Origin of the sequence: Breoghania sp. (genome assembly GCF_963674635.1) — a bacterium.
Classification (GTDB): Bacteria; Pseudomonadota; Alphaproteobacteria; order Rhizobiales; family Stappiaceae; genus Breoghania.
Map to the genome: position 1 here is coordinate 4,073,645 of NZ_OY771475.1, position 20,390 is coordinate 4,094,034.

The 20,390-nt window shown below is 64.3% G+C and carries 16 protein-coding genes; 8 read left to right on the forward strand and 8 right to left on the reverse strand.

Translation table 11 applies throughout. The features are described 5' to 3' along the window. Window positions 1–12: 12 nt before the first annotated feature. Window positions 13–3,489 carry an AAA family ATPase gene (locus ABGM93_RS17670; protein WP_321501693.1) on the reverse strand — a complete coding sequence of 1,159 codons (3,477 nt, stop codon included), beginning with the start codon at window positions 3,487–3,489 and terminating at the stop codon, window positions 13–15. Next, window positions 3,489–4,784, reverse strand: a complete 1,296-nt coding sequence (locus ABGM93_RS17675; RefSeq protein ID WP_321501695.1) for a DNA repair exonuclease — start codon at window positions 4,782–4,784, stop codon at window positions 3,489–3,491. Before ABGM93_RS17675 ends, ABGM93_RS17670 begins: the two co-directional genes overlap by 1 nt. A 297-nt stretch (window positions 4,785–5,081) precedes the next feature. Here ABGM93_RS17675 and ABGM93_RS17680 point away from each other — a divergent pair, with 297 nt between their 5' ends. The 7 genes from ABGM93_RS17680 (at window position 5,082) to ABGM93_RS17710 (ending at window position 11,769) form a co-directional block, all read left to right on the forward strand. Then, window positions 5,082–6,191, forward strand: a complete 1,110-nt coding sequence (locus tag ABGM93_RS17680) for an ABC transporter substrate-binding protein (RefSeq protein ID WP_321505992.1) — start codon at window positions 5,082–5,084, stop codon at window positions 6,189–6,191. A gap of 658 nt (window positions 6,192–6,849) precedes the next feature. After that, a complete protein-coding gene (locus tag ABGM93_RS17685) occupies window positions 6,850–7,776 on the forward strand; it encodes a branched-chain amino acid ABC transporter permease (protein WP_321501698.1) in 927 nt (308 codons plus the stop codon). Further along, a complete protein-coding gene (locus tag ABGM93_RS17690) occupies window positions 7,773–8,753 on the forward strand; it encodes a branched-chain amino acid ABC transporter permease (RefSeq protein ID WP_321501700.1) in 981 nt (326 codons plus the stop codon). The genes ABGM93_RS17685 and ABGM93_RS17690 overlap by 4 nt, the downstream gene beginning before the upstream one ends. Beyond that, entirely contained in the window at window positions 8,746–9,498 is a 753-nt protein-coding gene (locus ABGM93_RS17695; RefSeq protein WP_321501701.1) for an ABC transporter ATP-binding protein, read from the forward strand. Before ABGM93_RS17690 ends, ABGM93_RS17695 begins: the two co-directional genes overlap by 8 nt. Then, window positions 9,495–10,184: an ABC transporter ATP-binding protein gene (locus tag ABGM93_RS17700; RefSeq protein WP_321501703.1), complete on the forward strand. Its 690-nt coding sequence runs from the start codon at window positions 9,495–9,497 to the stop codon at window positions 10,182–10,184. The genes ABGM93_RS17695 and ABGM93_RS17700 overlap by 4 nt, the downstream gene beginning before the upstream one ends. Window positions 10,185–10,374: 190 nt before the next feature. Beyond that, the gene (locus ABGM93_RS17705; protein WP_321501706.1) at window positions 10,375–10,836 is read left to right on the forward strand and encodes a response regulator; all 462 of its coding nucleotides are present in this window, start codon (window positions 10,375–10,377) and stop codon (window positions 10,834–10,836) included. Between the two features lie 84 nt (window positions 10,837–10,920). After that, entirely contained in the window at window positions 10,921–11,769 is an 849-nt protein-coding gene (locus tag ABGM93_RS17710; RefSeq protein ID WP_321501709.1) for an ATP-binding protein, read from the forward strand. A 28-nt stretch (window positions 11,770–11,797) separates the two neighbouring features. On the opposite strand, the gene ABGM93_RS17715 is transcribed toward ABGM93_RS17710, so the two are convergent. Together ABGM93_RS17715 and fdhD are read right to left on the reverse strand one after the other, a co-directional pair. Next, window positions 11,798–12,367: a DUF2478 domain-containing protein gene (locus ABGM93_RS17715; RefSeq protein ID WP_321501711.1), complete on the reverse strand. Its 570-nt coding sequence runs from the start codon at window positions 12,365–12,367 to the stop codon at window positions 11,798–11,800. Between the two features lie 66 nt (window positions 12,368–12,433). Continuing rightward, window positions 12,434–13,276 carry a formate dehydrogenase accessory sulfurtransferase FdhD gene (gene fdhD, locus ABGM93_RS17720; RefSeq protein ID WP_321501713.1) on the reverse strand — a complete coding sequence of 281 codons (843 nt, stop codon included), beginning with the start codon at window positions 13,274–13,276 and terminating at the stop codon, window positions 12,434–12,436. A 216-nt stretch (window positions 13,277–13,492) separates the two neighbouring features. Here fdhD and ABGM93_RS17725 point away from each other — a divergent pair, with 216 nt between their 5' ends. Beyond that, complete coding sequence (locus ABGM93_RS17725) at window positions 13,493–14,668, forward strand: NAD(P)/FAD-dependent oxidoreductase (RefSeq protein WP_321501715.1); 1,176 nt, start codon at window positions 13,493–13,495, stop codon at window positions 14,666–14,668. 22 nt (window positions 14,669–14,690) lie between these two features. On the opposite strand, the gene ABGM93_RS17730 is transcribed toward ABGM93_RS17725, so the two are convergent. The 4 genes from ABGM93_RS17730 to ABGM93_RS17745 form a co-directional block, all read right to left on the reverse strand. Next, window positions 14,691–15,134, reverse strand: coding sequence for a DUF3775 domain-containing protein (locus tag ABGM93_RS17730; protein WP_321501717.1), 444 nt, complete (start codon window positions 15,132–15,134; stop codon window positions 14,691–14,693). A 121-nt stretch (window positions 15,135–15,255) separates the two neighbouring features. After that, window positions 15,256–16,368 carry an ABC transporter permease gene (locus ABGM93_RS17735; RefSeq protein ID WP_321501719.1) on the reverse strand — a complete coding sequence of 371 codons (1,113 nt, stop codon included), beginning with the start codon at window positions 16,366–16,368 and terminating at the stop codon, window positions 15,256–15,258. 3 nt (window positions 16,369–16,371) lie between these two features. Next, window positions 16,372–19,134: a ribosome-associated ATPase/putative transporter RbbA gene (gene rbbA / locus ABGM93_RS17740; RefSeq protein WP_321505993.1), complete on the reverse strand. Its 2,763-nt coding sequence runs from the start codon at window positions 19,132–19,134 to the stop codon at window positions 16,372–16,374. 35 nt (window positions 19,135–19,169) lie between these two features. Further along, complete coding sequence (locus ABGM93_RS17745) at window positions 19,170–20,237, reverse strand: HlyD family efflux transporter periplasmic adaptor subunit (RefSeq protein ID WP_319775207.1); 1,068 nt, start codon at window positions 20,235–20,237, stop codon at window positions 19,170–19,172. Window positions 20,238–20,390: the final 153 nt, after the last annotated feature.

Consider the following 20,390-nt stretch of genomic DNA (forward strand, 5'->3'; position numbering starts at 1 on the left):
GGCGAGGTTCTTTCAGGTTGAAAGAGGCCCGGGCAGCTCGTGGAACGTGGCGTTCGGGCAGACCTCTTTTGCGATCTCGCAGAGATGGCGGTGGTGGGTCAGGTAGATGACCTGCCCGCTTCGCGCCATATCCGAAAGCAGCCGGATGGTTTCCAGGGCGCGCTCGTCGTCGAAGGTTTCAAGGATATCGTCGGCGACAAAGGGCAGGCTCTGCCGGGTTGCGACGAACTCGTGGTATCCGGCGATGCGCAGCGCCAGATAAAGCTGGAACTGGGTGCCCTTGGACATCTCGGTTGCAAGCTTTGAGCGGCCCGCGTGATCGAGCCCGATGAGCACTTCCTTGTCGCCATCGGCCTGTGTCGTGAGCCCGGAATAGGCTCCGTTGGAAATCTCCGCGAAGGACCGGCTGGCACGTTCCATCATCGAGGAACGGTGGCGTTCGCGATAGGCGCGTAGCGCCTGTTCGGCCGCCAGAATGCCCGCCTGAAGGCGCAGCCAGGTGCGGGCCTTTTCCTCAATCTGGAGCAGAAGCGTCTGGCGCTCTTCCTCCAGACGGGCGACCGCATCGTCCCCGCCGACGGACTTCAGGGCATCCTGCGCCTTCGTCCATGCCGCATAGAGCTCGCGGGTGCGCGCTTGCGCGCTTTCGCTCATCTGGCGCTTTTCCGCACGCTCAAGGCCAAGGGCCGCCGGATCCGCCGCATCGAGCAGGCTTTCCGCCTCATTGATATCGGCAAGGGAGAGACCGGAGAGGATGTGGCGTTCCTGCTCGGCAGCCTCACGGATGAGCGCCGCGCGCCGGGAAAGACCTTCCAGCGCCTTGCGCACGGCTTCCAGATCTTCCACGCCGAAATGGGACGTCATTTCCTCTTTGCGCAGTGTCAGGCTTTCCAGCTCGGCAGCGAGGGCGCGTTCGTTTGCGAGAGCCTCCGCGCGCCGTTCTTCAAGCTCGATGCGTTTGTCCCGGGCCCTGCGGGCGGTTTCCACGCGCTCGCTGAGCAGGCGCGCGACCTCAAGCGGATCGGTGGCGGCGGCAAGGCCGAGCTCACCGGCAAGGGCCTTGGCCTCGCGCTCGAAGCCGGTCCGGGTTGCCTCGATGGCTTTGAGCCGGCGCATCTGATCCTCGTGCGCTTCAAGGGCGGGGGCGAGCCTTGCAAGCTGGTCGAGCAACACGCGCACGATTTCCGGGGCGGGGGCTTCGTCCAGGCCAAACCAGCACCGCGCGCAGGTCTCGCGCCATTCGGTGGTCCAGTCGGCCTTTTCGGTCTGCGCTGCTTGCAACGCCTTGCGGCGGCGCTCGGCCTGTGTGGAGTGGGTCTCAAGGTCGGCGCGAAGGCGCGAAAGGCGGGCTTGCGTATCGATCAGGCTTTCGGCTAGGTCGATCAGGCTTTCCAGCGGCGCATCGGGGCTCGCGGCAGTGCCTGCCTTGGCAAGTGCTGCGGCAAGGTTCTCGCGCAGGATCTTCCCGTCTTCGGCGGCCTGACGGCGTTCCGCCTCCGCCTCCTGCAACTGGCTGCGGATTTCCAGCGCCGCGCTGCGGTTGGCGGCCCATGTCTCAAGGCTTGCAAGCGAGAGCGCGCCAAGGGCGGGATCGGCATTTGAAAGCGCGGCCGCGATCCGGGCCTGAAGCGCGGCCTCTTTTTCACCGATCCCCTCCCACTGGCGGGCGGTTTCCGCAATCTCGCGGGAAAGGCCCGCGATCTCCGTCGTCAGGGCGATGTGACGGGCGCGGTTTTCCGACTGTGCGAGGCGGGCAACGGTCAGGCGGTCATCGGCCTCAAGGGCCTGAAGAAACCGTTCGGCGCTTTCGGCATCGAGCCTGGCGCGATGGTCCTGCCAGGCCTCATCGCGGGCTTTGCGGGTGCGGGCGACTTCCGCCTCATCGAAGAGGCCGGCGCTGCGTTCAAGGGCGGCGCGTTCGCCCTCAAGGCGCGCATGCTTGCGGGAAAGATCGTCCCTTTGCTGCTCGATGATGCGGCGGTCCTCGGCAAGGCGATGGCCAGTCGCTTTCCAGTCCGCGATATCGGCGGGATCGGGAAGCCTCAGCCGCATCAGAGCCTCGCTGTCGCCGTTCCAGGGGGCAAGGTTTGCGAGACGCTCGTCAAGCTGGGCGCGCAAGGCCGCGCTCCGGCGTTCGCCATGGCGCAGGCGGGCGGCGTGGTCGCTGCCGCGCAAGGCGCTGAGCGCCGCGTTCACCGCGTCGAGCCCGTCGCCGGGGCGGGCATCGCCGCCCGCGGCTTCCAGTGTTTCGCGGGCCGATTTCGCGGCGTCCTCGGCAGCCTCGAGTTCCCGCCTGGCCGCCTCCACGCGCGAGGCGATGCCGGAGCGGGTCTCCATGAGCTTGCGCAAGTGTTCGGCCCGTGTGGCAGGCACCAGAAGACGGGCCGGATCGGTTTCCCCGGCCTGATCCAGTTCGCGCAGGATACGGGCGATGTCGCCTTCGATCTCGCGCAGCTTCAACTGCTCATCCGGCAGATCGCGGGTGGCTGCCCTGGCGCGGATGGCGCGTTCCGACAGAGCGTCGATGCGGGCGGCGTGTTCAAGGGCAGCGGCATCGATCTCGATTGCCTCGATGGAAGCGTCCAGCTCGGCGAGGCTGCGTGCGGTGGCCTCCTTGCGCTCCATCAGGCGCACGTCGTTCTTGATCAGGACGGGGAGATCCTCCGCCCAGCCGGCAGGGGCGTCGGGCAGCGCTTCGAGGGGCTGAAGCTCGTCGCGCAGTTCTCTCAAACGGACAAGGCGGGGAAGGGCGGCAAGCCAGGTCTCGATTTCGGCGAGACGGGCGGTGAGGCTGCTGCTTTCAGAGAGCGCCTGCTTGTAGGCGTCCTCGCTGGCGTCGCGCTCTTCGCAGAGGCGGCGATAGGCCGACGCTGCGGTGTCCAGCGTGCGGCGCTTCTCGCCCAGTTCGTCGAGCTCCTTGCGAAGGTTACGGAGGTCGGTGTTGCGGCCGCCCTTACGGTGGATTTCGCCTGCCTCGTCGCGCAGGGATTTCAGCTCTTGCGAGAAGGCGGCAAGGCCGGAACTCGCCGAAAACAGCATCTGTCCCAGATCGCCTTCGCTGGCGAGGATGGCGTTGCCGCCTGCCTCAAGCGTCTCGTCATCGAGCGAGAACATGGTGCGGTAGGCGTCGCGGTCGACACCGCCGAGCGCGCCCTGCAACAGGCCCTCGGGAAGTGCGAGGCCGCCATCGTCCAAGAGGCTCTGGCTCTGCTTCTTGATGCGGGCGAGTTCCTGCGGACCGTCGCCTAAGGCCAGCCGCGCGCCGATGCGCATGGTGGGATAGGGATGCAGGAAATTGTAGGCCGAACGGGTCTCGATGCCGAAAAGCAGGTCGAGCCAGGCGTTGAAGAGCGTGGACTTGCCCGCCTCGTTGGGGCCGAAGACGACATGGAAATCGGGCGTCTCGTCGCTGGCTGCGCGGGTGCCGAAATCGAGCGTGTGATCGGTGAACTTGCCATAGCGGACGAGGTCGAGGCGTTCGATGCGCATCAGTCTTCGCCTCCTTGCGCGTCCGCTGCCGAAGGCGATTGCAGCCGGGCGAGAATATCGTCCGCTCCTTCGCGCGCCAGCATGTCGAGCATGGCTGTGCTTTCGTCTTCATCCTCACCGAAGGCGGCGCGGACCTCGCCGGGAAGCTGGCTCATCAGATCACGGGAAAGCTCGGCAAGCGCCTCGCGGTAGCCGGGGCTTTGCATGACCTCATCAAGGATGAGGGCGCGCAATTCATGGACGGGCGCGCCGGTCTCATCCAGTGCAGCGTGGTCGGGTGCGGCCGGTGGTGTCGCCGCGTTGGCGATCTTGTCGATCCACGTGTTGCCGATGCCAGCCGCCTGCGCCTCCGCTTCGGCCAGAAGCAGATCCGGATCGCGGCGCAGGCGCCAGCTGAGCGGGGTTTCGCCGGAGATCTCAAGCCTGGCGACGAGATGATCGCAGACCGCTTCGCGGCGGGCTTTGCGCAAGGCGCTTCCCATCGCATTGATGGCATCCGACCAGTCATCGAGACCTGTCAGATCGAGCGGGACGCGCTCGAATTGGGCGATGGCCGTGACGCGCTCTTCGATGGTCAGCGTCCGGTCATCGGCGATGGTGACAAGGCTCACCGTGCCGGGGCCAGCTTCGCCGATATCGCGCCCTTGCGGAATGCCGGGCATGACAATGGACCCCTTGGCGCCTTGGACGGAGCGTTGATGGATGTGACCTAGCGCCCAGTAGTCGAAGCCCAGCGCATCCAGTTCGCCCGGCTGGCAGGGGGCATAAGGATCATGGCCTGGTGCGCCGCCAAGGCTGGTGTGCAACATGGCGATGTTGACCGCGCCGGCAACAGGGGGGCGGAACTTGTCGAGCAGGCTTTCCGGCGCATGCGTGTTGGAAAAGCTGATGCCGTGGATCGCGACCTCGAAGGGCGCATCGGCTTCCACCTTCACGGCCTCTGCGCGGCCTGTGAAGGTTTTCACGCTTGCGGCCAAGGTCAGTTCGCGGGTGATGCGCGACATGGCGTCGTGATTGCCGCGAATGACGAAGGTCCGGATGCCCTTTTCATCCAGGCGCGCAAGTTCGGTTGCTAGAAAGACCGCCGTCTTCATGGAGGTTTCAGAACCATCATAGAGATCGCCCGCGATCAGCAGCGCATCGACCTCTTCCTCGATGGCGAGATCGATGGTGCGGGAAAAGGCGGCGCGGGTGGCGGCTCCGATCAGGGCGCTCAGATCCGCGTTTCTCAGCGCCAGCGATTTCAGCGGTGAATCAAGGTGGATGTCGGCGGTGTGAATGAAGCGGAACGGCAAGGGCGGCGGGCCTTTTCGGGGCTGGAGCGGTCTCGTTTGAAAGGGCTGCAGGAATGATCTCTGGCGACCATTTCTAGCCGGGATCGGGGCGGCGTGAAAGCCGGGCGGGTGGGATGTCGGCGCTTCTTCGCGGATTTTGCGCGGCGATTTTCACGGGCGACGATGACATGTTGAGTTTCGCGGGCTAAAACTCACCTTCAGTCAAGAGACGGGCTGATGTTGCAAACCAAAAGGCGAAAAGCCGGGGGACAGGACATGACATCTTCCAAGTTGGGGATCGCGGCGCTCGCCGCGGTGATGGTTGCCGGCGTGTGCGCGCAGCCGGTCTTTGCGGAGCCGGTGAAGGTCGGCATGATCACCACGCTTTCCGGCGGCGGCGCGAGCCTCGGGCTCGATGCGCGCGACGGCTTCCTGCTGGCGATCAAGCAATCGGGCACGAGCGATGTGGAGGTCGTTGTGGAGGACGATCAGCGCAAGCCCGACGTGGCGGTGCAGCTCGCCGACAAGATGATCCAGAGCGACAAGGTGGACGTGCTGACCGGCATCATCTGGTCGAACCTCGCCATGGCGGTGGTGCCCGCCGCAACCGCGCAGGGCAAGTTCTATCTCTCCGTCAACGCCGCGCCCTCGCAGCTTGCGGGGCGGGGCTGCAACCCGAACTATTTCTCCGTCTCCTATCAGAACGACAATCTGCACGAGGCCGCCGGCGCTTACGCCAAGAAGGCGGGCTACAAGAAGAGCTTCATCCTTGCGCCCAACTATCCGGCAGGAAAGGACTCGCTCACCGGCTACAAGCGTTTTTATGACGGTGAGCTTGCGGGCGAGGTCTATACCAAGCTTGGCCAGACCGACTATGCGGCCGAAATTGCGCAGATCCGTGCTTCCGGTGCCGACAGCGTGTTCTTCTTCCTGCCCGGCGGCATGGGCATCGCCTTCATGAAACAGTATCAGCAGTCGGGCGTCGACCTTCCGCTGATCGGTCCGGCCTTCTCCTTCGATCAGGCGATCCTGCAGGCCGTGGGCGATGCGGCGCTGGGCGTGAAGAACTCCGCCAACTGGTCCAAGGACATCGACAACGCCGCCAACAAGGCCTTCGTGGACGGCTTCGTGGAGGCCTATGGCCGCCTGCCGTCGATCTATGCCGCTTACGGCTACGACACCGGCAACTTGCTGCTGTCGGCCATGGACAAGGCCTCGGTGAAGGACGCGGATGCCTTCCGCGCGGCGCTCAGGCAAGCCAATTTCGCCAGTGTGCGCGGCAAGTTCTCCTTTGCCTCCAACAATCACCCCATTCAGGACATCTATGTCCGCGAGGTGATCAAGGAGGGGGATATCTACACCAACAAGATCGTCGACACCGCGCTTGTCGATCGCGACAACGCCTATGTCGCCGACTGCAAGATGTAAGCGCAGTGCCCCGCGTCTTGCGTGTTGAAGGTTCGGTCGTGACTCAAGGTGCGCAACCGGCACGATCCCACTCCCTCTCCCGTGGGGAGAGGGTTGGGGTGAGGGGTGTCAAACTCTCGTGGATACGGAGATCTCTGATCCCCTCACCCGACGCCTGCGCGCCGACCTCTCCCCCTGGGAGAGGTGCTTGGGCCGGGTTTGCGGGCGAGAGCGGGGGACTGGTTTCAAGGCGGCCTGTGGTTTTGACAGTTCGATGTGCTCCGGGCGGGCACCCCGCACGATCCTGCTCCCTCTCCCATGGGGAGAGGGTTGGGGTGAGGGGTGTCGAACTCTCGTGGATACGGAGATCTCTGATCCCCTCACCCGACGCCTGCGCGCCGACCTCTCCCTCTGGGAGAGGTTCCTGGGCCGGGTTTGCGGGCGAGAGCGGGCGTCTGGTTTCGAGGCGGCCTGCGGCTGTGACCGTTCGATTCGCTCCGGGTGCACACCCCGCACGATGCCACTCCCTCTCCCGTGGGGAGAGGGGTGGGGTGAGGGGTGTCGGGCTTTCGAGGGGACGGATATCTCTGATCCCCTCACCCGGGCCGTTGGCCCGGCCTATCCCCAAGGGAGAGGTTATCGGGAGCTGTCGCCCTTGCGATGAATGTGGGGGGCGAGCGTGACGGGCGCTCTCGTTTTCGAACAGGTTCTGAACGGCCTCCAGTTCGGCGTCATGCTGTTCCTGATGGCGGCCGGGCTGACGCTCGTCTTCGGGGTGATGGGGCTGATCAATCTCGCCCACGGCTCGCTCTACATGGCGGGCGCGTTTGCCTGTGCGGCGGTGGCGGCGGCCACCGGATCCTACTGGCTGGGGCTGGTGGCAAGCCTTGTCGCGGCGGCGGCGGCGGGGGCCATCGTCGAGGTGCTCGTTATCCGCAAGCTCTATGATCGCGATCATCTGGATCAGGTGCTGGCGACCTTCGCGCTGATCCTGATGTTTTCCGAAGGCACGCGCTATCTCTTCGGCTCCTTCCCGTTGTTCCTGAACCTGCCGGACGTTCTGTCGGGAGCGGTGCCTCTGCCCGGCGGCATCGACTATCCGCTCTTCCGGCTCGCCCTCATCGGGGTGGGGCTGGCGGTGGCCTTCTTCCTGATGGCGCTGATCAACCGGACCCGGCTCGGCATCCGGATCCGGGCGGGCGAGGCGGACCGCGAAATGATTGCCGCACTCGGTGTCGATATCTCCCGGCTCTACACGATCGTCTTTGCGCTTGGGGCAGGACTTGCGGGCCTTGCAGGCGCGCTTGTCGGCACCGTGCAGTCGGTGCAGGTGGGCATGGGCGAGCCGGTGCTGATTCTTGCCTTTGTGGTGGTGGTGATCGGCGGGATCGGCTCCATCAAGGGGGCGCTTGTCGGTGCGATCCTCGTCGGCGTCACCGACACGCTGGGTCGCTTCCTGCTGCCCGCCGCCTTCGGGCTTTTCATGGATCCCGCGCGCGCCACCTCCGTCGGCTCCGCACTCGCCTCCATGTCGATCTACATCCTCATGGCGGCGGTTCTGGTCTTCAAGCCCGGCGGGCTTTACGGCAAGGCGGGTGCGCGATGAACCGGGAAATCATCCTCAACGCCGTCATCGGGGTCGGCCTTCTGGCGGTGGCGCTTCTCGCGCAGGCAAACGGCGAGACCTTCACCATCACGCTGGCGACCAAAGCGGCGATCCTGGCGCTGGCCGGCGCGGGGCTGAACATCGCGCTCGGCCATGGCGGGCTGGTCTCTCTCGGCCATGCGGCCTTTTTCGGGATCGGCGGCTATGCGGCGGGCATCCTCGCCACCCATGCGATGTATTACGAGCCGGTCCTCACATGGCCCGTCGAGGTGGAGGGCAGTCAGTCCATGCCGATCATCTGGCTGGTGGCGATCGCGGCGAGCGGGCTCATGGCGCTGGTGATCGGGGCCTTGAGCCTCAGGACCACGGGTGTGTTCTTCATCATGATCACGCTCGCCTTCGCGCAGATGCTCTACTATTTCGCGATCTCCTGGCCTGCCTATGGCGGTGAGGACGGGCTGTCGCTGGGGCTTCGAAACGGCTTTCCGGGGCTCAATACGCTCGATCCGCTGACTTTCTTTCTCATCTGCTACGGGTTGCTGATGGCGGTGCTTGGCCTGTCCGCCCTGCTTTCACGCTCGCGTTTCGGGCTGGCGCTCAACGGGGCGCGGCAGAATGCGGAAAGGCTCAGGAGCCTTGGCATCAACCCGCAGCGCGTGTTGCTCACCGCCTTCGTGCTGTCGGGCATGGTGACGGGGCTTTCGGGCGCGCTCTATGCCGATCTCAATCGCTTCGTCTCGCCGGAAATGCTGTCCTGGCACACATCCGGCGAGATCATGGTTTTCGTGATCCTGGGCGGGGTGGGGCGGCTTTTCGGGCCGCTGGCGGGCGCAGCGCTCTATATTCTGCTGGAACACAGCCTCGGCGGGGTTTCGGAATACTGGCAATTCATGCTGGGCGGGTTGTTGTTGCTGGTCGTGCTGTTTGCGCGCGGCGGGCTTGTCGGGCTCTTTGCCGGGGAGCGCCGTCATGGATGAGCCGGTTCTCGATATTCGCGGCATTTCCAAGACCTTCGGCGCGCTGAAGGCGAGCGACAATGTCAGCCTCGATCTGCGCCCCGGCGAAATCCATGCGCTGATCGGGCCGAACGGGGCGGGCAAATCCACGCTGATCAAGCAGATCGCGGGCGAATTGACGCCCGACGAGGGCACCATCCATCTGGCTGGGTGGGACGTGACCGGTCTCGATGCGGCGGCGCGGGCGCGCGCGGGCCTTGCGCGCAGCTATCAGGTCTCATCCGTTGTCGGTGAATTCACGGTTCTGCAAAACGTCATGCTGGCGGTACAGGGTCGGCTCAGGCGGACCTATCGGTTTTTCCTGCCCGCGCTCAGGGACAAGCGGCTGGTGGAACCGGCCATGGCGGCGCTGGAGCGGGTGGATCTCGCCTATCGCGCCGACATGCGCGCCTCCGATATTTCCCACGGCGAGCGGCGCGCGCTGGAAATGACCATCGCGATGGCGCAGGAGCCAAAGGTCTTTCTGCTCGATGAGCCGATGGCGGGCATGGGGCAGGATGGGTCGAAGCAGATGACGGAGCTTCTGGACGGCTTGCGCCGTGAGGCTCCCATTCTGCTGGTGGAACACGATATGGAGGCGGTCTTTGCGCTGGCGGACCGGATCTCGGTGCTGGTCTATGGGCAGATCATCGCCAGCGGCACGGTGGACGCGGTGCGCAACGATCCGCTCGTGCGCGCCGCCTATCTGGGGGATGCGGACGCATGAGCGCGCTTCTGGAAGTTCGCGAATTGACGGCCTCCTACGGCTCCTCGCAGGCGTTGTTCGGTGTCGACCTGAGTGTCGGGGCGGGCGAGGTCGTGGCGCTGATGGGGCGCAACGGCATGGGCAAGACCACCACCGTGCGCTGCATCTGCCGGATGATGACCTCCAGCCGCGGCGCGATCACCTTTGCGGGCAAAAGCCTCAACGATCTGCCGTCACACAAGGCCGCCCGGCTCGGCATCGGGCTGGTGCCGGAGGGACGACGCTGCTTTGCGCCCTTGAGCGTGGAGGAAAATCTCGTCTGCGCGGCGCGTCCCGGCGCGTGGACACTGGAGGCGGTGGGGGCGCTCTTCCCGCGGCTTTCAGAACGCCGGAACCAGGCGGCGCGCACCTTGTCAGGCGGAGAGCAGCAGATGCTCGCCATCGCACGCGCGTTGATGACCAACCCGAAGCTCCTGATCCTCGATGAGGCCACCGAAGGTCTCGCCCCGGTGATCCGTCAGGAAATCTGGCGCGCCATCGGCGAACTGAAACAATCCGGTCTGGCGATCCTCATCATCGACAAGTCGCTCAAGGACCTGAAGGCGCTGTGCGACCGCTTTGTCATTCTGGAGCGCGGCAAGAGCGAATGGACCGGAGGGGCTGGGGCCCTCAGCGAGGAAATCTGTGATCGCTATCTTGGTGTTTAACACGTTCAATTTCTCTACTGTATAAAGTGCCTAAGTAATCGTTCTTTAGTGTTTCTATATCGATTAAATCTGTGGACGATATTTATTTATTAATTTATGTTAACCATATAATTCATTGAGCGTGACGAAAACGTCTCTGCTTACTTGGTTAGAATTGTCGATATTCTCGCAATCAGCAGGAAACAGGCGAATGACGTGTGTTCTCGTTGTCGATGACGATGAACTGATCCGGTCTGCCCTGAGAGCAATTCTGGAGCGCAAGGGGTTCGACGTCTGCGAGGCGAAGGATGGCGTGGAAGGTTTGGCGCAGATCCGTCATCGCATGATCGATCTCATCTTCGTGGACATTTTCATGCCCACCATGGATGGGTTCGAGTTCATCCGCGCCCTGCGCAAGACGCATGGCACCGTGCCGGTGGCCGTGATGTCGGGGATGTCCCTCTGCATGCCTTTTCTGAACGGCAACAACCAGCCCCCTGATTACCTGCGCATGGCGCGGGCGCTCGGCGCGGTTCACACGCTGAAAAAGCCGTTTTCGCAAGACGAGCTTTGGGACGTGGTGGATGCCTGTCTTTCCCCGAATGAAGGTGAATGTCTCGGCCCTTTCGCCGGCATGATCCCTGAACTCGGCGTCTGCGGCGCCTGCTCCTGAGGTGTGGGTGAGAGCGGGGCAACTGCGACCGCATGGATAAGCGGCGGGTTTGGGCTGGTGACAGGTGGGACGAAGGAATGCGGGGTGCATGAAGCGAAGGTCATGGGGCAGGATCAATCCACTGTCGAGTGCGCCAATTCCGCTCGCGGGGACCTGATCGCCCCCGTTGAGGCGGTCGGTTGCGAAGACGCGGTTCGACAGGCGGTGGAGCTTCTGGCGCGCGGCGTGGCGCATGACGTCAACAATGCCCTTCTCGCCATCCAGCTCTTTGCGGATGCGATCGCTCGGCGGGTGAAAGAGGAGGATGCGCAGCGGGAATGCGGCGAGATCCTCAGCGCCGTGCGGCGGCTCAATGGCATCACGCAGGCCTTGCAGGCGGTGGCCGGCTATGTGCCTGCCTCTGCGACAGGGTTCGAAGCGGCGGACCTGGTGGCGGACCTTCGCCCGGCGCTTGAGGCGGCACTGGGCCCGAAAGTTGCGTTGACGCTCGTCGGTGGGCGGGCGGCGGGCCAGGTTGCGGGCGGGCGCGATCAGATCGAAGAGGCTCTGCTGGGGCTGTGCCGCGAGGCCAGGGCGCGCATGACGGCGGGCGGGACAATGACCATCGCGAGCGAGGCTGTCACGGTGGTGGATGGCGGACCGGTGCCGCCCGCCGATTATGTCGTGATCACGATGTGCGACGACGGCCCGGAGTTGCCGGGAGGGGAGGTCGGCCGGCTTTTCGATCCCTACTATGCGGCCAAGCGGTTTCAGGCGGGCAACGGGCTTGCCCTTGCCGTCTGCCGGGCATTGGTGGAGGCCGTCCGTGGTCATATTCTGGCGCGCGGCGGTGCGCGCGGAGGCGGCCTGCAAATCGCGCTTTATCTCCCCAGGCAGCAGGGTGTCTGGACACAGCTTGAGCCCGGCGCGCAGGACACGGTCGCAGGCACATGAGGTTCCGCGCCTGCCTCGGCCCCGAGCCTCAGGCGGGGGCCTTGCTGCCAGAGGCGCAGGCACGGATTGTCCAATCGCGCACGGCCTGCCTTTCGCGCGGCAGCGCGATGCCCAGCCCGCCGTGGAATTCCTCCCACGCGCCCAGATAGTCGGACCGCACGGCCGTCAGCACCGGCACCCCGTCGAGCACGGCGCGCTCGAAAACCGGACGCAGGCCGTAGCCTTCCGATTCCGCGCGTCCAAAGCGGTTGATCAGCAGGAGATCGGCGCCCGCTTCCAGTTCGCCCTCGATGCGTCCGGCGACCTCGGTGATCGCATGGGGGTTCAACCGGCAGCCCTGCGATTGCGAGCCGCGATCTTCCAGAATGCGGATTTCCCAGCCGTCACGCAGGCTTTTCAGCGCCATTTCCCGCACATTGCAGCCATCGCGGTTGCCGCCGGTCTGCACGACGCCGGAAAGCCGCAAGGCCGTATGTTCCGCCGCGATCTCGCTGAGGATCGTGTCCACATCCTCTCCCGGCTCAAAGACGATGGCTGCAAGCAGGCAGGAGAGATCGGCGGGTTCGCAGTGGTCGTTCGGGCGGGAATGGTCAGACATGGGCGCGCCGTTTTGCTGGTTCTTGTGTGCCGGGCCCGTCGCGACAACTGCGCGCGGGCGCAAGGGTCATTCCATCACGATGCGTTCGCGGTGGGTGTAGACGTCGAATGCATCGTTGCGGGTCGTTGCGACAATCGTGATGCCGGCCGTATCGGCGACGCGGATTGCGAGCGCGGTGGGGGCGGAGACGGCGGCGATGACGGGGGCCCCCAGTACGGCGGCCTTCTGCACCATCTCGACGGAAATCCGGCTGGTGAGCAGCAGCAGGCCGGGGCCTGTCGGGCCGTGATTGCGTGCAAGGGCGCCGGTGAGCTTGTCGAGGGCGTTGTGGCGTCCGACATCCTCGCGCACGGCGACGAGCCCGTTATCTTCCGTCCACCATGCCGCGGCATGCACCGCGCTTGTCACGGCGTGGAGCGTCTGGGAGGCGAACATGTCCGCCTGCGCTTTCAGGATGGTGCTTGCGCAGAAGCGGGCATCGCTGACCACCTGTTTCGGCGCAGGCACGGCCTCCATCAGGCTCTCGATCCCGCAAAGCCCGCAGCCGGTGGGGCCGACGATGCGGCGGCGGCGGTCGCGGAACGTGTCGGCGGTCTTGCTGTCGAGCCAGATGCGCAGGTCGACGCCTTCCTCGAAGGCGGCAATGCCAATGGAGCGGATCTGGTCCGCGGTCTGGATCTGTCCCTCGGTCAGACTGAAGCCGATGGCATAGTCTTCCAGATCGGTCGGGGTCGCCATCATGACGGCATGGGTGGTGCCGTTATAGGTGATGGCAACGGCCGTTTCCTCCGGCACGGCACGCGCACCCGAGGGCGGCGTTTCCCGGTTCCAGCTCACCGTGGGAAATTCGCTGGCGGGAGCCGGCAATCGCTGCCATTCCAGCGCGCAATCTGTGTCTGCATTGCTCATGGTTGGACCACTATAACGTCATGTCGCGGACGGCTTCGAACAAAAAATCGGAACCGGAGCGATGCCTATCCGTTTGCAGGGAGTGTAGGGTTGAGGCAACGAGCCGCAACGTAAGGGAAACCGGAATGTCCGGCCCTGGTTCCGGAACGTTGCACGGGTGAGGATATCGTCACAAATCGATGAACGGGGGAGGCGCATGATGGGCGGAGCAAGCGCGTGAGTGGCTTTGGAGGCCAGTCGGACATACACGATGTGGTGATCGTGGGAGGCGGGCCCGTCGGGCTGTCGCTGGCGCTCGGGCTTGGGCGTGCGGGACTGGATGTGCTCGTGCTGGAGTGCGAGGACGGGCCGGGCACACATCCGGGCGAGGCCCTGCTGTGGCCGGGCGCCCAGGAGGTTCTGGACAGGCTCGGCGTTCTTGAGCGTGCGCGAGAGAGGGGCATTTCCCTGTCTCGCCCCAACGTTTTTGACGCCGATCGCAACCGCGCGCTCCTGTCCTTCCCGATCTGTGAGCTTTCGCGCGAGACGTCGTGCCCGCACATGCTGTTTCTGCCGCAATCGGAAACGGTACGGCTGCTTTACGAGGAGATCCGCAATACGGTCGGAGTGGAGGTGCAATATGGCACCCGCGTCACCGGCTTCGTTCAGGATTCCTTCGGGGTGGATGTGGTCTATCGCCGTTTCGGACATGAAGAGCGCGTGCGCGCGAAATTCGTGGCCGGGTGTGATGGGGCAGAAAGCACCGTTCGCGACCATCTGGGCGGCAAACTGGTGGGCAGCATACGGGCGATGAAATTGCAGATCATCGATGTTCGTGTGCCTGGATGCGATGAGCTCGCCTTTCCCCGCTTCACGGGGACGCCACGCCCGACGCTGGCCGTACGGCTGGGCGAGGGACTGTGGCGGCTGGTCTTTCCCAGTTTTGCCGAGACAGAGCCGAAACTCACCACCTGGGCGGCACAGGCGAGCAAGACCTTGTTCGGCAGATTGCCGGAAGCGACCGTTTGGAGCGGGAGGTTCCGGTTGGAACGGCGGATTTCCAGCCACTGGTTCAAGGGCCGGATCGTGCTGGCAGGCGACGCGGCGCATGTGAACAGTCCCGTCAGTGGCGAGGGGCTGAATTGCGGCATCGAAGATGCGGCATTGCTGACGCTGGCGCTGGAACGGGCGGTCGCGGTCGATCATCCCCAGCCACTGGCGGAATATGTGGCCAGTCGCCGCCGCATGGTGGAGCGGGCATCCATTCCTTTCGCCGACATGGCGATGCGGCTCGTTTTTGGCGGTGGGCCCGCGCGCGTGCGCGGCGGGTTCGCCATCCTGCGGGGGCTGTTTTTCATTCGCCCATTGCGCCGCCTCATCATGCGCCGCATGGCGCTGATGGATTACCGCTAACCTGCCTTCGCTTGCCTGCCGATTACAGGTGCTGTTCCTCGAAGTCGGCGCAGGAATAGTTCAATAGCGCCAATCCTTCGCCCAGATAGTCGGCCAGAAGCGTTGTGCCGCACAGATATTCGGCCGTGTGCTCATTGTGGGCGTCGGATGCTTCCTGGCGCACACTTTCCCAATCCTGGGCCGTGTAGTCGCCGCGTCCAAGCCACATGAGGGCGACCAGATCGATCTGGGCATCCTCGGACAGCGAATTGATGAAGGCGGAGATTTCTTCAAGGACAGGGTCATCCTCGTCCTCGTCGAGCACACCGATCTGATGATCGTCGGTGGGGTTCGAGCCGTCGTCGGGATCGTCCTTTTCCACCTTTACGTCGAGTTCGCGCGCCTTGATGGCAATGAAACAGGCCGCGTCCAGCGCGATGGTCAGTTCAGGCCTGTCGTCTTCTGTCTGCAAAGAGCGTCGGGTCATCGCTTGGCTACCTCCGTGATCGCGTCTCGGGGCACTGCTTCGCGGGTGCGGTGGATCAAATGGCCGGACCCGCCATTCCATATGTAGGTATTGTGCGCTGATTATCGAAGGAATGCCGCAATTATCTGAGGAATGCCCGGAAGCGGTTGAGTGCGATCGCGAAGAAGACCACGCCGATCACGAGCAGCGCCACAAGCTGAGGCCAGACGACGGCCAATCCGGCGCCGCGGAACAGGATCGACTGCGCCAGGATCACGAAATGGGTATTGGGTGCGGCCATCATGATCCACTGGATCGCCTCCGGCATGCTCTCGCGTGGGGTCATGGCACCTGACAGGATCTGAAGCGGCAGCAGAACCAGCACCATGAGCATGCCGAATTGCGGCATGGAGCCCGCAATGGTGGCGAGAAAGATGCCAAGCGCGGTGGTTGCGAAAACCTCCAGCGCGGTTCCCAGCAGGAAAAGCCCAAGGGAGCCTTCGGTGGGGACCTGAAGCAGCATGTTGACCACCACGGTCAGCGAAAAGCCCGTCGCGATCAGGACCACGACACCCATGGACCAGACCTTGGAGAGCATGATCTCCACCGGTTTGACCGGCATGACGAGCAGGTGCTCCACCGTGCCGTGCTCGCGTTCGCGGATGAGGGCGGCGCCGGTCAGGATGATGGCGAGCATGGTCACGCTCTCGATGATCGACATGACCGCGCCGAACCAGCCGGGGCTGAGCTCGGGGTTGAAACGGGCGCGGAAGGCAAGCGAGACCGGCAGGTCTTCATCGGAACGGTGATGGGCGAGGAATTCGTTGATCTCGCTGGTGATGATGGACTGGATGTAGCCTGCGCCCGTAAAGGCCTGCGACATGCGGGTCGCGTCCACATTGAGCTGGAGGGCGGGCTGCTTTCCGGCCAGAAGATCACGCTGGAAATGGGGTGGGATATCGAGGGCGAAGGTGTCGAGCCCGGCATCCATCCGGGCATCCATTTCCGACTGGGTGATCAGTTGGGGCTTGAGGAAATAGGGGGGGTAGAAGGCCGAAGTCATGCGGGCGGAGACGGGGGAGCGATCCTCGTCGACAATGGCGACGGCCGCCTTGGCCAACGTTTCCGGCATGGCCTTGGAGTGGGTATAGACCGACAGCGTGAAGGCGTAGACGATCAGGATCAGCAGGGCGGGATCGCGCAACAGGCCGCGCAACTCCTTCACGCCGAGGTTCCAGGTGTTCTTGAAACCCATGACTTACCTCGCCTGCTTCTTGAGAAGGAGCGTCCCGACGCCGACCAGCACCGGAACGGCAAGGATCAGCGGCCCGAACGATCCCGCCAGATCCGCAAAGGACAGCCCCTTGGAGAAGGTGCCGCGCGCGATCATCACGAAATAGGTCGTGGGATAGATCTCGCCGATGAAGCGACCCATGCCTTGCAGCGAGGAGACCGGATCGGTGATGCCGGAATATTGCGTGGCGGGGATGAGGGTCAAAAGCACGGTGGCGAAAAGCGCCGCGATCTGGCTGTTCAGAAAGGCAGAGATGACGAGCCCCATGGCCGTGGCGCTCATGACATAGAGAATGCCGCCGACAAGGAAGGCCAGGAACGAGCCCGTGAAGGGCACGCGAAAGATCACGATGGCGGCAAAGAGCAGGAGCACGAAATTGCCCATGCCGAGCAGGATGTAGGGAAGCTGCTTGCCGAGCAGGAATTCCAATCGGCTGACCGGGGTCACATAGAGGTTGACGATGGAGCCCAGTTCCTTTTCGCGCACCACCGAAAGCGCGGTCAGGATTGCGGGAATGAGCATCAGCAGCATCGGGATGACGGCGGGCACCATCGCGACCAGGCTTTCCACATTGGGGTTGTAGCGGTAGCGCAGCTCGATGGTGAAGTCTGAGGCCGCGGCCTGCGGGCCATAGAATTCCTGCGCCTTGCGTTTGAGCCATGTCGCGAAGACGCCTTGCACATAGCCGCGCGCGGTCTCCGCCAGCATCGGCATCGCCCCGTCGAGCCAGGCGCCGATCTGCACGTCCCGTCCGCGCATGACGTCACGGGCAAAGCCCGGCGGGATCTCCAGCGCGAGGCTCAGCTCGCCGCTGCGCATGCGTTTGTCCAGATCGTCGTAGTCGGCGATGGGCGCGTGTTCTACGAAATAGCGCGAGCCGGAGACATCGAGCAGGAACTCGCGGCTGAGCGTGGTGTCGTCCCGGTCGAGCGCGGCGAAGGCTATGTCGTTGACGTCCATGTTGATGCCGTAGCCGACAACGAACATCAAGATGACGGAGCCGAGAATGGCAAGCGTCGCGCGGATCGGGTCTCGCCTGAGTTCCAGCGCCTCACGGCGGCTGTAGCTGAGCATGCGGCGGGCCGAGAACAGCCTGTTGTCCGGCCTTGCGGCCGGTGAGGGCATGGTGGTTTTGGTTTCCGGGACCCCGCATTCGGGGGGCTTGGTGGCAACCGTATCCAGCGCGCTCAGGTCGGTGGCGGGCTCTTCCAGGAAGGCGTCGAGATAGCCGATGAAGGCTTCTTCCAGGTCGGCGGCGCCTGCGCTGTCGATGATGGCCTGCGGCGTGTCGCTCACCAGAACCTTGCCCGCATGCATGAGCGAGATGCGGTCGCAGCGTTCCGCCTCGTTCATGAAATGGGTGGAGATGAAGATCGTTACGTGATCGCGGCGCGAAAGCTCCACAAGCGCCTGCCAGAAGGCGTCGCGGGCAATCGGGTCGACGCCCGAAGTGGGCTCGTCGAGGATCAGAATGTCCGGGGAATGGATCATCGCCACGGCCAGCGACAGGCGCTGGCGCAGGCCCAGTGGCAGGGCGTCTGGCAAGGCGTTCGCCGTCTCCACCAGATCGAACCGCGTGAGCATCTCGTTCACCCGGCCCGGTATCTTTTCGCGCGCCATGGAGAAGAGCCGGGCATGAAGTTCCAGGTTCTGGCGCACGGTCAGTTCGCCATAGAGCGAGAAGGCCTGCGACATGTAGCCAACGCGGTGGCGCACAGCCATGTCGCGCGGATCGACCACGTTGCCGAACAACGTCGCCGTGCCTTCGCTCGCCTCCAGCAGACCTGTCAGCATCTTCATGGTGGTGGTCTTGCCGCAGCCATTCGATCCCAGAAAGCCGAAGATCTCGCCCTTGCGGATGCGGAAGCTGACATCCTCCACGGCGGTAAAGTCGCCGAAGCGTTTTGTCAGATGGTCGGCCGCGATGGCGATCTCGCCGTTGCCCTCGCGCGGCGGAATGACAACCTCGTGGTGCTCGGCGCGGGCGCTTTCCGGCAGCAGGGCGATGAAGGCGCTGTCGAGGTTGGCCGTTCCGGTCTGGGCGAGAAGTTCGTCGGGCGTGCCGGTCGCCAGAATGGCCCCCGCATTCATCGCCACCAGCCATTCGAAACGCGCCGCTTCCTCCATGTAGGCGGTGGCGACGATCACCGTCATGCCGGGTCGGTTCCTGCGGATTTCCTCGATCAGTTCCCAGAACTGGCGGCGTGAAAGCGGATCGACGCCGGTGGTCGGCTCGTCCAGGATCAGGAGATCCGGATCGTGGATCAGCGCGCAACACAGGCCGAGCTTCTGTTTCATGCCGCCGGAGAGCTTGCCTGCCGGGCGATCGGCGAAGGGGGCGAGGCCGGTGGCATCGAGCAGGTCTGAAATGCGGCGCGTGCGTTCCGCCCGGTCATGGCCGAAAAGACGGCCGAAGAAATCCACATTCTCGAAGACGGAAAGCGTTGCGTAGAGATTGCGGCCAAGGCCCTGCGGCATGAAGGCGATGTCCGGACAGACCCTGTTGCGGTGGGACGCGCTTTTCATGTCGCCGCCCAGCACCTCCACCGTGCCTTCCTGAATGACGCGGGCCCCTGCGATCAGCGACAGGAGCGTGGACTTGCCCACTCCGTCCGGCCCGATCAGGCCGATCGTGGCCCCTTTGGGAATGGCGAGATCGATGTCCTTCAGGGCCAGCGTCTTGCCATAGGCATGCGAGACGCCGCCAACGCGGACGGCGTTGTCCATCTTGTCTGGAAGGGTGGATGCGGAGCCCGTTTCGGTCATTTGACGAGGTTCTGCCCAAGTCGCTCGGGCCAGGCCGCATCCGGGCTCACCTGCACATAGGCCATCCCCGGAAGCCCCGTCTTGACCATGCGGATATAGCGTTCGAGCAGGGCTTCGTTGATCCGCGCCTTCACCCGGAACATCAGCTTCTGCCGCTCATCGGAGGTTTCGACCGTCTTGGGCGTGAACTGGGCAACGTCGGCGACATAGCTGATGGAGGCGGGAATGACATAGTCGGGGGCGGCGTCGAGCACGATCCGGACCTCGGAGCCGATCGTCAGGGGACCCGCGTCTGCGGTGGGCAGGAAGAAGGTCATGTAGACATCGGTCAGATCCACCAGATTGAGGATGCGGCCGCCGCCGGCGACGACTTCGCCCGGCTGGGCGATCAGGTACTGGACACGGCCTGCCCGGGGCGCGCGCAGTGTGCTGTCGGCGATCTGGCTTTCGATATATTCAAGCGCGGCGCTTGCCGCTTCCACCGCGGCTTCCGCGTCCACCACCTGTGCACGCGCGGCATTGATGCCTGCATCGGATGCCGCGAGCGAGGCCTCGGCTGCGGCAAGGGCGGCGCGGGCCTGCCGCTCGCTTGCCTGATCGTCGTCCAGAACCTGCCGGGAAACGGCGTCGGTCTTCACCAGATGTTCGGTGCGGGCAAGCTTCTGTTCGGCCTGCACGAGCTGGGCGCGGCGCTGCTCCACGACCGCCTCTGCAGACCGCTTTTCCGCCTCGCGCTGGATCACGCGGCTCTTTGCGGTATCGATGCCGATGCGGGCGCGCTGCCTTTCCGCTTCCGCCTGACGCTTCTGGGCGACAAGCTGGGCGGTGTCCATGCGCACCAGAACCTGATCCCTATCCACGAATTCGCCTTCGGAAACCAGGATCTCCGCGATTCGACCGGGGGCCTTGGCGGCGATGTCGATTTCGGTCGCCTCGATACGGCCGTTGCCGCTGGCAATTCCCTCAGGAAGCGTTTCGGTGGACAGGCTTTGCCAGAGCGCGAAACCGGCGGCGGCAATTACGATGACAACGAGCCAGACCCAACGGTTCGTGGGGCGTTTCATATGCGCGAACTCCGTCCTGCGATACGACCGGGTGTGCTTGGGAAAGGGAGCGCCAGGGCTCCAAAACCGGCCTGTTCCGCCATGCGGCGGTGTCTTGATCGATCAGTCGGATTGCACATTATCACGTTCGCAAACCTTACGGTATGCAGCCGG

What these genes read in the sequence shown, in the direction of transcription:
- fdhD (WP_321501713.1), bottom strand. Translation starts at nt 13,276, where the DNA reads ATGAGCAATGCAGACACAGATTGCGCGCTGGAATGGCAGCGATTGCCG.
- ABGM93_RS17730 (WP_321501717.1), bottom strand. Translation starts at nt 15,134, where the DNA reads ATGACCCGACGCTCTTTGCAGACAGAAGACGACAGGCCTGAACTGACC.
- ABGM93_RS17680 (WP_321505992.1), top strand. Translation starts at nt 5,082, where the DNA reads ATGGTTGCCGGCGTGTGCGCGCAGCCGGTCTTTGCGGAGCCGGTGAAG.
- ABGM93_RS17695 (WP_321501701.1), top strand. Translation starts at nt 8,746, where the DNA reads ATGGATGAGCCGGTTCTCGATATTCGCGGCATTTCCAAGACCTTCGGC.
- ABGM93_RS17735 (WP_321501719.1), bottom strand. Translation starts at nt 16,368, where the DNA reads ATGGGTTTCAAGAACACCTGGAACCTCGGCGTGAAGGAGTTGCGCGGC.
- ABGM93_RS17745 (WP_319775207.1), bottom strand. Translation starts at nt 20,237, where the DNA reads ATGAAACGCCCCACGAACCGTTGGGTCTGGCTCGTTGTCATCGTAATT.
- ABGM93_RS17700 (WP_321501703.1), top strand. Translation starts at nt 9,495, where the DNA reads ATGAGCGCGCTTCTGGAAGTTCGCGAATTGACGGCCTCCTACGGCTCC.
- ABGM93_RS17670 (WP_321501693.1), bottom strand. Translation starts at nt 3,489, where the DNA reads ATGCGCATCGAACGCCTCGACCTCGTCCGCTATGGCAAGTTCACCGAT.
- ABGM93_RS17705 (WP_321501706.1), top strand. Translation starts at nt 10,375, where the DNA reads ATGACGTGTGTTCTCGTTGTCGATGACGATGAACTGATCCGGTCTGCC.
- ABGM93_RS17715 (WP_321501711.1), bottom strand. Translation starts at nt 12,367, where the DNA reads ATGTCTGACCATTCCCGCCCGAACGACCACTGCGAACCCGCCGATCTC.
- ABGM93_RS17690 (WP_321501700.1), top strand. Translation starts at nt 7,773, where the DNA reads ATGAACCGGGAAATCATCCTCAACGCCGTCATCGGGGTCGGCCTTCTG.
- rbbA (WP_321505993.1), bottom strand. Translation starts at nt 19,134, where the DNA reads ATGGACAACGCCGTCCGCGTTGGCGGCGTCTCGCATGCCTATGGCAAG.